Annotated in this window: 14 protein-coding genes (1 of these 14 only partly in view); 8 read left to right on the top strand and 6 right to left on the bottom strand. The window is 41.6% G+C overall.

The annotated features are described in order from the left end of the window. The first annotated feature begins 204 nt into the window (after positions 1-204). The 4 genes from BANH1_RS05940 (at position 205) to BANH1_RS05925 (ending at position 2,476) form a co-directional block, all read left to right on the top strand. Entirely contained in the window at positions 205-429 is a 225-nt protein-coding gene (locus BANH1_RS05940) for a hypothetical protein (protein WP_015398456.1), read from the top strand. A gap of 105 nt (positions 430-534) precedes the next feature. Beyond that, entirely contained in the window at positions 535-1,188 is a 654-nt protein-coding gene (locus BANH1_RS05935; RefSeq protein ID WP_015398455.1) for a lysozyme, read from the top strand. Between the two features lie 5 nt (positions 1,189-1,193). Next, the gene (locus tag BANH1_RS05930; protein ID WP_051039118.1) at positions 1,194-1,460 is read left to right on the top strand and encodes a hypothetical protein; all 267 of its coding nucleotides are present in this window, start codon (positions 1,194-1,196) and stop codon (positions 1,458-1,460) included. A gap of 590 nt (positions 1,461-2,050) precedes the next feature. Continuing rightward, positions 2,051-2,476, top strand: a complete 426-nt coding sequence (locus tag BANH1_RS05925) for a hypothetical protein (protein WP_144050552.1) — start codon at positions 2,051-2,053, stop codon at positions 2,474-2,476. 869 nt (positions 2,477-3,345) lie between these two features. Here the strand turns inward: BANH1_RS05925 and fdhE are convergent. Further along, positions 3,346-4,215 (bottom strand): formate dehydrogenase accessory protein FdhE, encoded by an 870-nt coding sequence (gene fdhE / locus BANH1_RS05910; RefSeq protein ID WP_015398452.1) that lies wholly within the window; start codon positions 4,213-4,215, stop codon positions 3,346-3,348. 909 nt (positions 4,216-5,124) lie between these two features. Here fdhE and BANH1_RS05905 point away from each other — a divergent pair. After that, the gene (locus tag BANH1_RS05905; protein WP_015398451.1) at positions 5,125-5,814 is read left to right on the top strand and encodes a DUF4167 domain-containing protein; all 690 of its coding nucleotides are present in this window, start codon (positions 5,125-5,127) and stop codon (positions 5,812-5,814) included. A 17-nt stretch (positions 5,815-5,831) separates the two neighbouring features. On the opposite strand, the gene BANH1_RS05900 is transcribed toward BANH1_RS05905, so the two are convergent. From BANH1_RS05900 to BANH1_RS05885, 4 genes are all read right to left on the bottom strand, one after another. Beyond that, entirely contained in the window at positions 5,832-6,290 is a 459-nt protein-coding gene (locus tag BANH1_RS05900; protein ID WP_015398450.1) for a hypothetical protein, read from the bottom strand. Between the two features lie 138 nt (positions 6,291-6,428). Further along, a complete protein-coding gene (locus tag BANH1_RS05895; protein WP_015398449.1) occupies positions 6,429-6,695 on the bottom strand; it encodes a hypothetical protein in 267 nt (88 codons plus the stop codon). Between the two features lie 265 nt (positions 6,696-6,960). After that, entirely contained in the window at positions 6,961-7,974 is a 1,014-nt protein-coding gene (locus BANH1_RS05890; protein WP_015398448.1) for a PAS domain-containing sensor histidine kinase, read from the bottom strand. A 20-nt stretch (positions 7,975-7,994) separates the two neighbouring features. After that, on the bottom strand, positions 7,995-8,789 hold the full coding sequence (locus BANH1_RS05885; RefSeq protein WP_015398447.1) for a response regulator: 795 nt from the start codon (positions 8,787-8,789) through the stop codon (positions 7,995-7,997). A gap of 161 nt (positions 8,790-8,950) precedes the next feature. Between BANH1_RS05885 and BANH1_RS05880 the strand changes: the two genes are divergently transcribed. The 3 genes from BANH1_RS05880 to BANH1_RS05865 all read left to right on the top strand — a co-directional run bounded on the left by BANH1_RS05880 (position 8,951) and on the right by BANH1_RS05865 (position 11,379). Continuing rightward, on the top strand, positions 8,951-9,154 hold the full coding sequence (locus BANH1_RS05880) for a NepR family anti-sigma factor (RefSeq protein WP_015398446.1): 204 nt from the start codon (positions 8,951-8,953) through the stop codon (positions 9,152-9,154). A 6-nt stretch (positions 9,155-9,160) separates the two neighbouring features. Continuing rightward, entirely contained in the window at positions 9,161-9,715 is a 555-nt protein-coding gene (locus BANH1_RS05875) for an RNA polymerase sigma factor (protein ID WP_015398445.1), read from the top strand. A 233-nt stretch (positions 9,716-9,948) separates the two neighbouring features. After that, positions 9,949-11,379 carry a sensor histidine kinase gene (locus BANH1_RS05865; RefSeq protein WP_015398444.1) on the top strand — a complete coding sequence of 477 codons (1,431 nt, stop codon included), beginning with the start codon at positions 9,949-9,951 and terminating at the stop codon, positions 11,377-11,379. Between the two features lie 189 nt (positions 11,380-11,568). Here the strand turns inward: BANH1_RS05865 and BANH1_RS05860 are convergent, their stop codons facing one another. Beyond that, positions 11,569-13,020: the 3' portion of a M23 family metallopeptidase gene (locus BANH1_RS05860; RefSeq protein WP_015398443.1), read on the bottom strand. Its footprint extends 537 nt past the window's final position; 1,452 of the gene's 1,989 nt are visible here — the last part of the coding sequence; its start codon lies off the right edge, out of view; it ends in the stop codon at positions 11,569-11,571.

Here is a 13,020-nt window from a genome sequence, read left to right as displayed (position 1 = left end):
AAAGTGGGCAAAGGGGGCTTAAGCCATTTTCCGATCATTTTGGTCATCACAATGGTTATTCAAGTTTTGCGGCAAAATCTACCTAAATGAGTAGTTGGCGACAGCAGGTATTTGAGGGGCTGTGGTGAGGCGTATCCGTACAAATGGCGGACAATGAATTATAGCTATAATATTTTATTTATAAAAGAAAAACGGGGTGAGAGAATGGCACTTTTTCCATTTTCTATTGCTGATATTGGTGATCCTGAACATATTCGTATTGTTATTTATTCAGGCGGACAAATGGGGCATGCTCCCTTAAATGGACTTTTAGATCAAATACGCAAAGACGCAAAGCGTGAAGATAAAAAACGCAACCAGGATTATGCTCAATTGTTGCAGCGCGTGAGCGACCTTGAGGAAAAATTAAAAAACCTCACCAAAGCTTAAAAAGATCTCGAAGCAAAAGTTAAGATACATCACAAAATAATATCGATATTGGTCCCGCTGCCTTGTCAATTTCACAGGGGCGGGCTTTTTTATAGGATAAATAATATGCGAAAAATATCAAAAGAAGGATTAGAACTCATTAAACAATGGGAAGGCCTCCGTCTGCAGGCTTATCAAGATACCGCCGGTGTTTGGACAATTGGTTACGGCCATACAGTAAAGGCGGGGGAACCTTTTGTTCAAGACGGTATGAAAATCACGCAAAGCCAAGCAGACACCATTCTGCGCCGCGATTTAAAACAATTTGAAAAGGTTGTTGAACAGGAGGTTTCTTGTCCTTTAACCGATGGGCAATTCACAGCTCTCGTGTCCTTTTGCTATAATATCGGAACAGAAGCTTTTCGCAATTCTACACTCTTAAAAAAGCTTAATAAAGGTCATTATGAAGCTGTGCCGGCCGAATTGCAAAAATGGACTAAAGCAGGTGGACAACGCTTACAAGGGCTCGTCCATCGGCGTTCAGCTGAATCAGGCTTATGGACTAAGGGAGCTTATGTTGCCTCCAATTATCAAGGGGTGGAGGCCCCAAAGAGTGATTCTCTTTTAAATGTTGAAATTTTAGCACCACTTATGGGATCTTTTTCAGGTTTAACAGGAATTTTTACTGGATATGGCCCTGCGCAGTGGGCTTTAGCTACTGTCATGGTTTTAGCCGCAATAATGGGCATTTGGATGTATATCCGCCGGACGAGGGAATGATATCGATGCCTGTTTTGTTTTGTTGGCGCTTCGTTGCTGCTTTTATAGGGGTTATCCTCGTTCTCTCTGCTGGAGCGTGTTGTGTTTTTTACGGCCGTTCTTCTGAACGTACAAAAATTCTTGTCCAAGCTGAAATGGCTTTTCAAAATCGTGAGAAAATCAATGATGAAGTTTTGTCTCTTTCTCCTTTTCACCTCTGTCTTGCTCTTGGTGGGGTGTCAAAGGAATGCGCCACCATCTTGCGCAGGTTGGATAAAACCTCCCGCCGTTAATAAGCCCGCCCACCTCGTCCAAATAGAGCCATCATTATCACGCTGGATTGTGGCCACGGACCGCTTTGGCCACAAGCAAAATTGTTGGTAATCATAATGTTAGTAAAAAATCAGGAACCTCAATAAAAGGACAAATTTTTTATTCTATCTGCTTTCGTGATAAATATCTAAGGTAAAGCGTTAATTTAAAGGGTAGAGCATTGGCCTTCAGAGAAGAATAACGAAGGTTTCGATTTTTTAGATTTTCTTCCTATCAAATTTATTGAAGGTGAGATCAATTTATACACCATTCTGGCTTTTTATTCGGAATCTTCATAAAAAATAAGCAAAAATGGTACTGATCAGTCTTCCTTTTTTCATACTGGTGAACTGTGCGGATATTGGAAAAGTCGAGATTCTAGCCTATTTATTAGATGGTGCTGCGGAGGAGGAAATCTTTTATTTTTTCATAAAACGAGCCATTGCTTTTTGATATAAGAAGATTGATAATACACATCTTTTTAGGTTATGACGATTTATAACTTTTTCTTTTGTAGAAAGTTAACCTTGATACGTTGAAGGACATAGTATTGACGGAAAAAAGAAACCGCGTGGGGCAGAGAGTTCATCATGAGGCATCACAGAGTAAAATCGTTTTTATCTGTACAGTGCTTGTCTGCGCGTCGGTTTTGTATTTTATGATTAAAGCGGGTATTGGCTTCCTTTTTTTAAAAGAAGAAATCCCGCGACAAGCTCCTGTCGAACTGACCATTCCGGCATTTGATTCACGCGTTTACTGTAAAGAAATTTCTGCTTTAGCAGTCCCCGGTACGATGAAAGAGGTTTATCAGCGTTGCTTTGCTGTAGAAAGCGAAGCTTATTTTGCGGTTCGTAAAATGTGGGAAAAGGTCTCTGATAAGACAAAGGAGAAGTGTATTAAAATGGTGCGACCGGGAGATGGGAACTATTTTCTCCTACGTGATTGCTTCATGCGTGAAAATGACGATGAAAAACGTAAAGAACGCGCACATTTTTAGATTTTTAAAAAGGCCGCTTATTGCTGAAAATTTAAGAGATATTATGGAGTATTTTAGAAATTGGGATGTAGCTATGAAATCTCAATTTTTGCAGCGTACAGCATCCTGTGGGGTATTTTGCACTTCTTTCTAAGGTTTGCCGGAATTGATGCAAGCAGAAACTGGGATCCACGGGACGGCTATTTTAGCTATTGGCTCATTTCAGCGTAATAATGACTGCACCTAAAATATTTGTAAAACGTCTTTTAACTTCGATTATTTTCATCGATTTTAAAGAGAAAAATGATCGATGGTGGCAATTTTCCTGGCCCTCCGTATTTTTAAAGCTAGGCACTGGGGCAAAATCCGCCAATTTTAGGCAATTTTTGCGAAAAAAGAGATGTGGCGATTTTTAATTAATTTAAAAATGTTTTTCTTTGTCATAAATTTGCCGCATTATTATCGATACTTTACAGAGGTTCCGGCGCTTGATCATGGCGCGGGCCGGGTGGCTGATTATGAAAGTATCGCGCTTGCTACTTCTCCCTGTAGTTCGGGTCTCTTTCTGGGGCCACCACATGTTCCATAGCACTACCGGCAACTGCGGGTATAATCGCAGTTGTCGGGTGTGTCTTCGTGTTTGTCTTTAAAAAATGGAGGATACTATCCTTCGCCTGTTATGTCACAAAAAGGTTTGGGGGTCAAGCTTTTTGTGAGATTATGTTTGCGTATTTTTTGAGGGAGTGCGTTTTCTGATATTTTGTGTGGTTTCTTGGCCGTCTGGGGCGATCTACTTTATCGAGGAAGAGGGTTGAGGATGCGACAGAGTGCCGATTTAGGCGTGTGAAGCGTTTTGGTTTTCTTTTTTTGCGCGGATACAAAGTGAGTGGTTAGGGGTTCCCTTTTAAAAAAGGGTTGAAGTTTCCGTGTTTAAAATGAGGGAGGGTATGCGGTAAACAATCAAGCGTAAGTGTGTCGATGTCGTCGGCGAAGACGTTTAAAGAGGGTTCTTTGTGTTGATTGAGTTGTATGCAATAACGTTTGCAGGCGTCGCAAGTCTCGGCCAAAATGTTGCCTGAGCTTTTTCCGATATTATAGGAGGAGGTACTCTGCGCCGATGCACAAAAAGTGCATCGAGCTTGCGCGTAGCGCCATAAAGTGCCGCAATAGAGGCAAGAGCAAAAGCGCGCCTCTTCGTTTGAGCCGTGGCTTGTAGCAATCACGCTGGCTGAGTGGGTACCGCCGCAGGCGGGGCAGAGGTTATTTTTTTGCGGTATTAATGTGTGAGGAATGAGCTGTGAAGCTGTGAGGGAATAGATAATTTGTAAGACGCCAGCAATGAAGAGGTAGTAGTATGTTGGTTGTTGCTGGGGGAGGGTGTGATTTAAGAGGTCATGTCCCCATGGGCGCCATTGGTCTTTTTGCTGCTGGGCGTAAGCGAGGGCTTCGCGTTTCGTCGTAGGGAGGATACACGTCGACATCTGTTTAAGAAAATCTTCAACAACACTTTCATAAAATCCTAAAAAGAGCAATTTTGACCGATTAAAAGGGGGAGAAGAAGGGGTTCCAAAACGATAAAGTGGAAAAGCGAAATCTTTAAATTTTATGGCCGATTGTTGCTGAGCGTCGCAAAAATTAGCAAAAAAGGGGAGATCTTCTTTAGTTAAATTTATGATAGCTAAATCGGTGAAACGTTGTGCTCGTTTTGCAAACAGGGTTTTCGCGTTAGGGAGTTCAACAAAGGGAAGAGTGCGTTTCATACTAATGTTAATCCATATTTAAAACTTAAGGGCCGTAATTTCTAAATTGAGGGCATGAGAGGGTGGGTGTGTTTTTTGCATTTTTAAGAGGATTTCCGAATTTTGAATATTTTATCTTTTTGAGGAGAGGTGTAATTTTTTGATAAGAGGCTGATTATTTTTTGTAATGATTCAAAAGAACGAAACCGTATTATTTTGTTTTTGGAGGAGTGTTTGCTGTCTGAATAACAAATTTGACAAAAATATATAGAAGTGGAAAATTCGCAATATCATTGAACAAATTTTGATAAAAAGAGTTACCTATTTTTGGGCTCGGCTCTTGGAGGATACTCTATATTGGTTGAACTGCAAATGGAGAAGATATTAAGAGGGGGATGAAAAGATTATCGAAAGAGGATTGCTTTAAAGCGGAGTAGAGGCTATGCTTATGTGGAGTTCGTAAGCTGAATAAGCAAAAAACTAGGGGAATACGGACAATTTTGAAAGATAATTGCTCCAAAAGAAAGTTCATTAAATTCGTTTTTTGTTAGTATATTATTGATATATTGCGTGTGTGTTCCTGTTTTTTGTTGTTTTTCCACAAGATGGTTGCTCTTTTTAAATGAAATATAGATTATTTGAAAAAAACACTTGGCATTTTATGTGAATATCACTAGGTTCCTGCCTGTTAACAGAGGAATAGGGGATTTCGTGTTTAAGCACTCCTCGCTGTTTTTGTGATTTTCAAAAAATATATGCTTTTATCAAATATCAATAGGTGTCATTTGAGTAAAGTGAAGCGGGGACGATGTAATAACCGTATTTTGAACATGATCAACATTATCAACATCGATAATGTAACGAAGTTATAAAGTCGATATATAACAAAGAAGTGTCAATAAAGACAGACATACTCCAAAAGGGATAAATATGAGGCCACAGCAGAATAGACGGGCACGCGGTCGCAATAATAATAACAATAATCGTCGCGGTCCTAATCCATTATCTCGGAATTATGAAAGTAATGGTCCGGATGCTAAAATTCGTGGGAATGCACAGCAAATTGCCGATAAATATGTGAGCCTTGCTCGCGATGCGCAGGGGGCTGGCGATCGTGTTATGTCTGAGAATTACCTGCAACATGCTGAACATTATCTGCGTATTATCTTATCGGCAGCAGGACAAATGACCCAGTCCGCCCAGCGTGACGAAAATAGTGAGCAAGATAATGAAGAAATAAGCGCTGAGGACGTCAAAGAGGATGATGTCAATTCCGACGAGCTTATGGCGCGAGAACAGCCAAGAAGAAACAGTGATGAACGAAGAAGCATAGGGCAAAATGGACAGGCCTGTGACGCATTGGCTAACGATGCTAGCCCAAAAAATAAGATTGCTGGAGAGAGTTCTGAAACTGCCAAAAAAACACGCCGTCTTCCACGGCGCCGCGCCGCGCGTCCTCAAGAAGAACCGTCCTTTGAATTTTCACAGAAAAATTCAGAATTTTCTGAGAAAAAAGCCACCCCTCCGGGAGTAGTTTCCCTCCCTTTATTGAGCGAAGAAGCACAGAAAAAGCCACGCCGGCGTAGAATGGCAACTTCTTCAGCAGAGGAAAATATCTGACGGCCAGCTGTAAATTATCATTCCTGAGGAGACTGCGTGACAGGCGCTTCTTCCGTTTCTTCCACGGAGAAAGTAGCTACAAGTGCGCCGGTGTCATAATTATAAATCATGAATTTTATTTGTTGGTCTGGTGTTACAATCTTCAAAACAATCTTATGTTCTGAAAGGCTTTGCGATAAAATTTGCGTTCCTTTTGGGAAAGACAAAATATGATGCAAGGTTTGTGGATTATTATATAGATGAGGGAAAGATTTTATTTGTTTTGAGGCTGGCTCATATGTTGTAACTTTGTATATGATCCCAACAAATACTGCGAGAATAAGGATGATGGTGACCGATACAGCAATCATCATCAAGCGCATGAGCTTCTTCCTTACACGTTCTACTGCAGGATCTAAGGGCTGATCTTGGGCAGGGGGGACATGTTGCTCACTGTGCTGATTGCTCGGCGTATAAATTGTCTGCTTATCTACCATATTACGTTCTTCTACGAATTCCCACGTTAAAATCCGGCGAGTTTATGCCCTTAAAGCCTTTTATGCAATGCATTTAGTGTATAAAGGGAAGATCGGCACCATAGAATGTCTCTTTTAGGTACGGTGTGTGCATTATATTTATATTTTTTCTTTAAGAAAAAGGTCTCCTTGGCTTGTTATGGACCATACAAGAGTCACTTTTTGTTGATTTAAATTTGCACGGATATTTGTACATTGAGCGAAGATTTGTTGTCCAGAATATGCGAATTTTTTGACTGATGGAATCATAGCTTTTTCACATGCCTGTGCCGTTGAATAGACTTCAACCATCGTATTGTCAGAATAACAGCTTCCAAAATCGTCTGTACATGAAATAAGAAGAAGAATAGAAATAAAAGGATGCATAAAGAGTTTCCGGATATAGAAGTTGACGATATTGAAAATAATCTGTCAGCAATAATGGTATCTCCGGTTTAAACGATTTTAAATTCTCTTTGTTCCAATAGCTTCACAGCACAGGGGAGGCTCCGCTTATAGCACAGGGGGTGATATTTTGCTGAGGGAGGCGTAGGGTAGGGGAATATTTTCCCTAAGGAAAAATCGTACGAACGCTAGAGGCACTCTATCGGAGCGCTATTGGCTTTTATATTACGTTGGACGCAGGACAATTTTAAGCCAAGGTATCAAAGTAACTATCAGGGACATAAAGGCAATAAACGAGCCCTTCTTTTGTCAATTTTAAAGAGGCTGAACCATTGACGGAAATGGGGACAATTTTCTCTAAGACTGTACTACCAAAGCAGGATTTATTATGCTCTGAAAGAATTGTCCCAGCTTCAAAATTTTCACTCCAGGTAATGACAAGCTGCGTATTTTCATCGACTTTTTTTTGAATTTCGCAGCGCACAGTGACATTTCCTCCTTCTTGCGATAAAGCGCCAAAAGAGAGTGAATTGACAATCAATTCGTGGAAGGCCAAGCCGATATGTAAAGCGGCATTTGGAAAAAGATAAGGATCGACACCCTCGATGGAAAATCGCTCTATTTCTTTAGCTAGATAACCTAGGGCTTGTGATTGCACCAATTCACGAAATTGGGCACCACGCCAATCGGAATCAGTGACAAGATCTTGAGAATTAGAGAGAGAATGAATGCGTCCTTGAAATTTTCGTAAAAAAACGTGAAGCGATTCTGTATAGCGCGCAGTCTGGCTGGCAATGCTTTGGATGATTGCCAAAAGATTTTTAGAGCGGTGACTGACTTCTCGCAAAAGTACTTTTAGCACATGCTCGCGTCGTCGTAGCCCCGAGATATCGACACCAGTAGTGATAATGCCGATAACTTCCCCGTTATCATTGCGGTGACAATCGACAGAAAATTTATACCAAATAGCCTGTTTTGCCATATCTTCAAATCGCGCTTCGATAGTCTGCTTTTTGCCAGTGGCTAAAACCTGTAATTTGATAGTTTCCATATTATCTGCAAGATCAAGCGAAAAAAAATCACTATCACGACACCCTACCCGCCATTTATTATGCAGATGCTTAGGTAGATTTTCAGCCCATAAATATGTCAAATTTGTTGTTTGATATAAGACGCAAATACCAGCGCTACGGATTGCTTGCATTAAAGCACTGAGATGAGATCTGTCCATAGGCGGAGCGGAGACGGGCGTGACAATCATGATCGAAAATTTATCTTGTATTAAGCGGCTTTGGAAGCATTTTCTTGAAAAAATAAAGCTTGTGAGATCAGCGCTTTGACCATATCAGGATTAAAAGGCTTAGTTACCAGAAAAGTTGGCTCAGGACGCTCCCCGGTCAGCAACCTTTCGGGAAAAGCAGTGATGAAGATCACCGGGATGGGGTCATCCTGTAAAATATCATTAACTGCATCAATGCCAGAACTATTATCGGCTAATTGAATATCAGCCAAAATCATCCGTGGTTTTTTTTGGCGATACATGACGACGGCTTCATCGCGGGTGCGTGCAATTCCCACAACTTGGTGTCCGAGACTTTCTACCATTTGTTCGATATCCATAGCAATGAGAGGCTCATCCTCAATAATCATGACCTGCGTGGCGATTTGTTGAGAAATATCAATAGATGCTTGATTAAGGAATTGGCGGAACTCCTGCGTATCAAGATTCATGATTTCGCTTGCTTCGCGCTCATTAAACCCCTCGACAGCAATGAGCAAAAATGCTTGGCGCGCGCGTGGCGTTAAGTAGGATAATTTTGCATTTGCTTTTTGTTCAAGACCAAATTGCGGTAGCGGTTCAGGGATATTGGGCGTGGTTTGGTCGAAGAGATGACAAAAGAGCTGATAAGTGCCAATGCGATCACTAGACGCTCGGGGAAAAATGGAAAGATCGGTAATGAGTGCTTCTAACATAGCCGATACATAAGCATCCCCTGACGATTGGCTTCCTGTTACGGATCGAGCAAAACGTCGAAGATAAGGCAAATATGGTGCAATACGCGCTGATAATGACATGATATGTAACTCCTTCGGCCTTTGAAGGCACTTTGATTAATTGGAACTCCCCACATAGGAAAAAGTTCCGTTTTTATATGGAACTTTTCAGATGCAACTATATTTACAACTATGAAGGGAAAACCTTCTATATGCTACTATATGGGTTAGGGGGATGAAAAATGAACGATAGCGGTGAAAAAAGTCTCGCCGGTCACTTCACATTTGGAGATGACCTTCTCGGAGTTAATAGCGAAATAGCCCTGAAATTACGCCAATTTTATATGAAGGTTCAAGAAGAAACTATTCCAATACAGCTGCTGGAATTGTTGGAAAAATTGGATCAAGCGGAGCGCGCTAGCTCAGGCCGGGCAGAAAAGGTTTGATCCTTTATGACAGCGGGCACGAAAGATTTTAAAAAAGAATTACTCTTGATTCTTCCCGCTTTGCGGGCTTTTGCTATTTCTCTTAGTGGTAAGCACGATAAAGCTGAAGATTTGGTGCAAGATACCGTCGTGAAAGCGTGGGCTAAGCAAGATAGCTTCGAAATAGGGACGAATATTAAAGCGTGGCTTTTTACTATTTTACGAAATGAATTTTATAGTCAAATGCGTAAAAGAGGGAGGGAAGTTCAAGATACTGACGGTACATTTACTCAAAGCGTAGCCATTCACCCTGCTCAGTATGGATCGCTGGATTTACAGGATTTTAAGAAGGCATTAGACATGCTGTCTGCTGACCAGAAGGAAGCCATCATTTTAATTGGTGCGTCTGGTTTTTCTTACGAAGATGCGGCAGCAATTTGTGGGTGCGCCGTTGGCACGATTAAAAGCCGTGTTAGCAGAGCGCGCAACCGGTTGCAAGGACTTCTCGGGATAGATGGTGAATCTGATTACGGTCCTGATTCTTATTCGGCTGGAAGCACATTGTGCTCGTTTAACAACTAAAAGAACGTGGTAATTATGGTGGATAGTCTTGTTTTTTTTATTCTCGTCATAGCTATTACAGCAGGTCGGCATTCTGGGGAGATCCAGAGTAATTTTTGTGTATCTGTGGGGGAAATAAAAGGAGCCTGTATAAAAGCGTTCATCAGGCTTTTTTCTTTTTGCGCCATGATCGATAAAACAATCCCCTTACATATCAAAGAATGTCGACTGTCAGGCCCGCCGATGGAAATTATATGACAACGAAGACAAATTTGCTTCCTAAAATGCCAACTTCTGATTCAGTGATCTTACGCTGGCGCTGGTTAGCGATTATAATTTCTCTTTTGATGGCTTTTTTGGCGTCGACCTTTATTATGCTTTTATCCAATGCAGTTGATCGGGAAATTGCGCAGTTAAACACAAGTTCAGAGCTACGTGAACAAGCTGATTTGGTGCTCATTAATTTGATTGATATGGCTGTTGCTGACCGGAGTTACGCAAGCAGTCGCAAAGTAGAAGACAAAGCTCGCTTTGAAAATGCAGTTCGTAATCTCGAGAATATTCTTGATTATACGGCCCTTATCGTTTACGCCCACCCGCAATGGTATGAATGGTTCACTGCTTTTAAAAAGGAAGTCGAAGCACGCAAAGCCGTTATGAGTGCCCATATGGTGGCCATTGATTCATTCCCTGATACACCGGAAGAACCCCTTTCTTTTCCCGAAATTAAGAAGATACAAGTTGCGCGTTTGGCCCAATTAATGGCAAGCTTTATCAATGGGGATGACATTGTACGGCAAAAACATCGCGATGGTATAGCGATGATGCGTGCAGCCTTAACACTGGCAGCGATTGTTTCTGTTGTGAGCACTTTTATTTCAGCTTATTTTGCGATTAATCGTTTTCGTCGCGACGTCCGGTATTTAAAAATATACCAATCGCTGCTTCATAGTGAAAATGCAGCTCTCGAAACTCGTGTAAAAGAGCGAACACAGGAATTGGAAAAAGCTCGTAATCATGCCGAAAAAGAACGCCGGCGTGTCGAGATGCTTTTGCAAGATGCCAGTCATCGCATTGGAAATTCTCTTAGCACAGTTTCTTCTTTGCTTGGTTTGCAGTTAAATCGTAGTAAAAATGAGGAAGTTCGTTCTGTTCTGGGCGCTGCACGTGATCGCATTCAGACAATTTCTACAGCACATCGCCGTTTACGTTTGTGCGATGATATGGAAACTACTTTATTGGCAGAGTTTTTAAGTTCGGTTGTTCACGACGTTGAACTCGCTGTGCCTTTTGAATTGCGCGAAAACATTACCATCCATACTTCTTTTAAAGAGTGCCGATTATCTTCAAGGGACGCTACAACGCTCGGGATCATCTTGGGAGAACTCCTAACAAACTCTCTGAAACACGCTTTTCCTCATCACCGCTCAGGACATATTTATATTTCCTTTGGGCCCCAAGCGAATGGCCAAATGACGCTCATCGTTGAAGATGACGGCGTAGGTATGGGCAGCCAAAACCCGCAACAAAAAACAGGCCTCGGCCGTTTGGTTGTAGAACAGCTTTGTATGCAATTTGGAGAACAATCAATTTTCGAAAAATCCGATTTAGGCGGGACAAAGGTTACAATTCCTTTGCCGAAACTTAAAGAAGGTAACTCTTCCGACCCACCCGCCGCTTCTTAAAAGGCCGCCCGAGATTTTTCCGCGACGCACTGGCAGCTTTTTAGAAAAGTACTCTTTTCCCGATATTTTTCTCTTTCTCTTGATTCCCCCAGGTGAGGGTATTTCCCTCTTTAGGCTTTTTTATGGAGGCTGTTTTGAGTTTTTTCTCGGGGAAGAATTTTAAAAAGTGAGGATTTTTCTGAAAGCCTCTTAGGAAGAACTTTCTGGCTGCGTCAGAGGGCTATTGATAACAGAATCAATATTGTCTCTTTCCTGCATGAATGCTTGCAGATCTTGATTTGTTAAAGTTTTGCTGTCAGGAAGGCGAATGCGCATAGGATTAACTTTCGTGCCATTGACAATGATTTCAAAATGACAATGGGGTCCGGTTGCAAGCCCACTTGATCCAACATATCCGATGATTTGCCCTTGTTGGACTTTAACACCCGGTTTGATTTCCGGTGCATAGCTGCTTTGATGTGAATAACTGCTCACATAACCATTAGCATGTTGAATTTCAGTATGATTTCCGTAACCGCCTGCTATTCCCACTCTTGTAACAACGCCATCGCCGACTGCAATAATGGGTGACCCTTTAGGTGCAACCCAATCAACACCTGTATGCATTCTCACATAGCTTAAAATAGGGTGTTTACGAGGTCCAAAGGGCGAGCCAAAAACAGCATTTGGGACAGGTTTTCGGAGGAGGAAAGGTCTAGAACTTTTTCCTTCTGAATCATAATAATCGACACTGCCATCTGCTGATCGATAAAGATAATATTTGTGCGTTACGTTGCCGATGGTGGCGCTAATATAATAGACCTCAGGATCTATATCAGCAGTGAGATTTTCAGCTTTTGAGCTTTTTTCGTTATTTTTCTTCTCTGCTTTTTCCTTTGGCACAGCATAGAATATTTCTAATCGGTCGGCCGGCGTAATGCGGCTTTTCATATCAATATTGGTTGCAAGCAAACGAATGAGGCGCCGCGCCAGAGATTGCGATAAATTATGGCTCAAGATAGCGCGGTAAATAGCGTCATAAGTTGTTGGAAGCTGCGTTGCATCGACATAAGAAAGGGGAATACCATTTTGAAATGTCGTTTTGAGCGCGCGCGACATTTCTGGTTCTGCGCTTTCGACAAATTTGTTATGATCATCTAACGCGATGGTGAGAATATGTTGCATTCCTTGATAAATGCTCGCTCTCACAAGATGGTCTTCTTCTCCATGTTGTGTAACGATGCCAATGCGCAAAAGATTTTTCTCTTTGAGTACGTCCGAATGGTTAAAGGTTGCTAAAGCCTCTGCAACTTGCTCGATCTGTTCTTGTGTATAATTGGCTTTTTTGAGAGCCTCTGATATTTTTTGTTTTTTATGGATCGGAATAATATCTTCAACATAGTTTTTTGCGAGATCGATCCGATGACTTTGAGGGGAAATGGTGACATTTTCCTGAGTAATGCGCACCTCAGGCACCTCAGTGGATTTGGAGTCAGAGGATAAATCCCCAAATTTCGTAGAATCAGCGGGCGATGAAGCCGGAGGGTTTCGGTTTATTTTTCTTAAAGCAAGTCCAACTTTTTGCGTTTCTTGTTGTGCCTCGTCATCGGTGAATATATCCGCGTCATCAAGGATGGCTTGATCAACAATAAGATCATAGCT

This window comes from Bartonella australis AUST/NH1, assembly GCF_000341355.1.
GTDB lineage: Bacteria > Pseudomonadota > Alphaproteobacteria > Rhizobiales > Rhizobiaceae > Bartonella > Bartonella australis.
The sequence above is the reverse complement of the archived record's forward strand: the minus strand, read 5'-3'. Positions and strand labels throughout refer to the sequence as shown.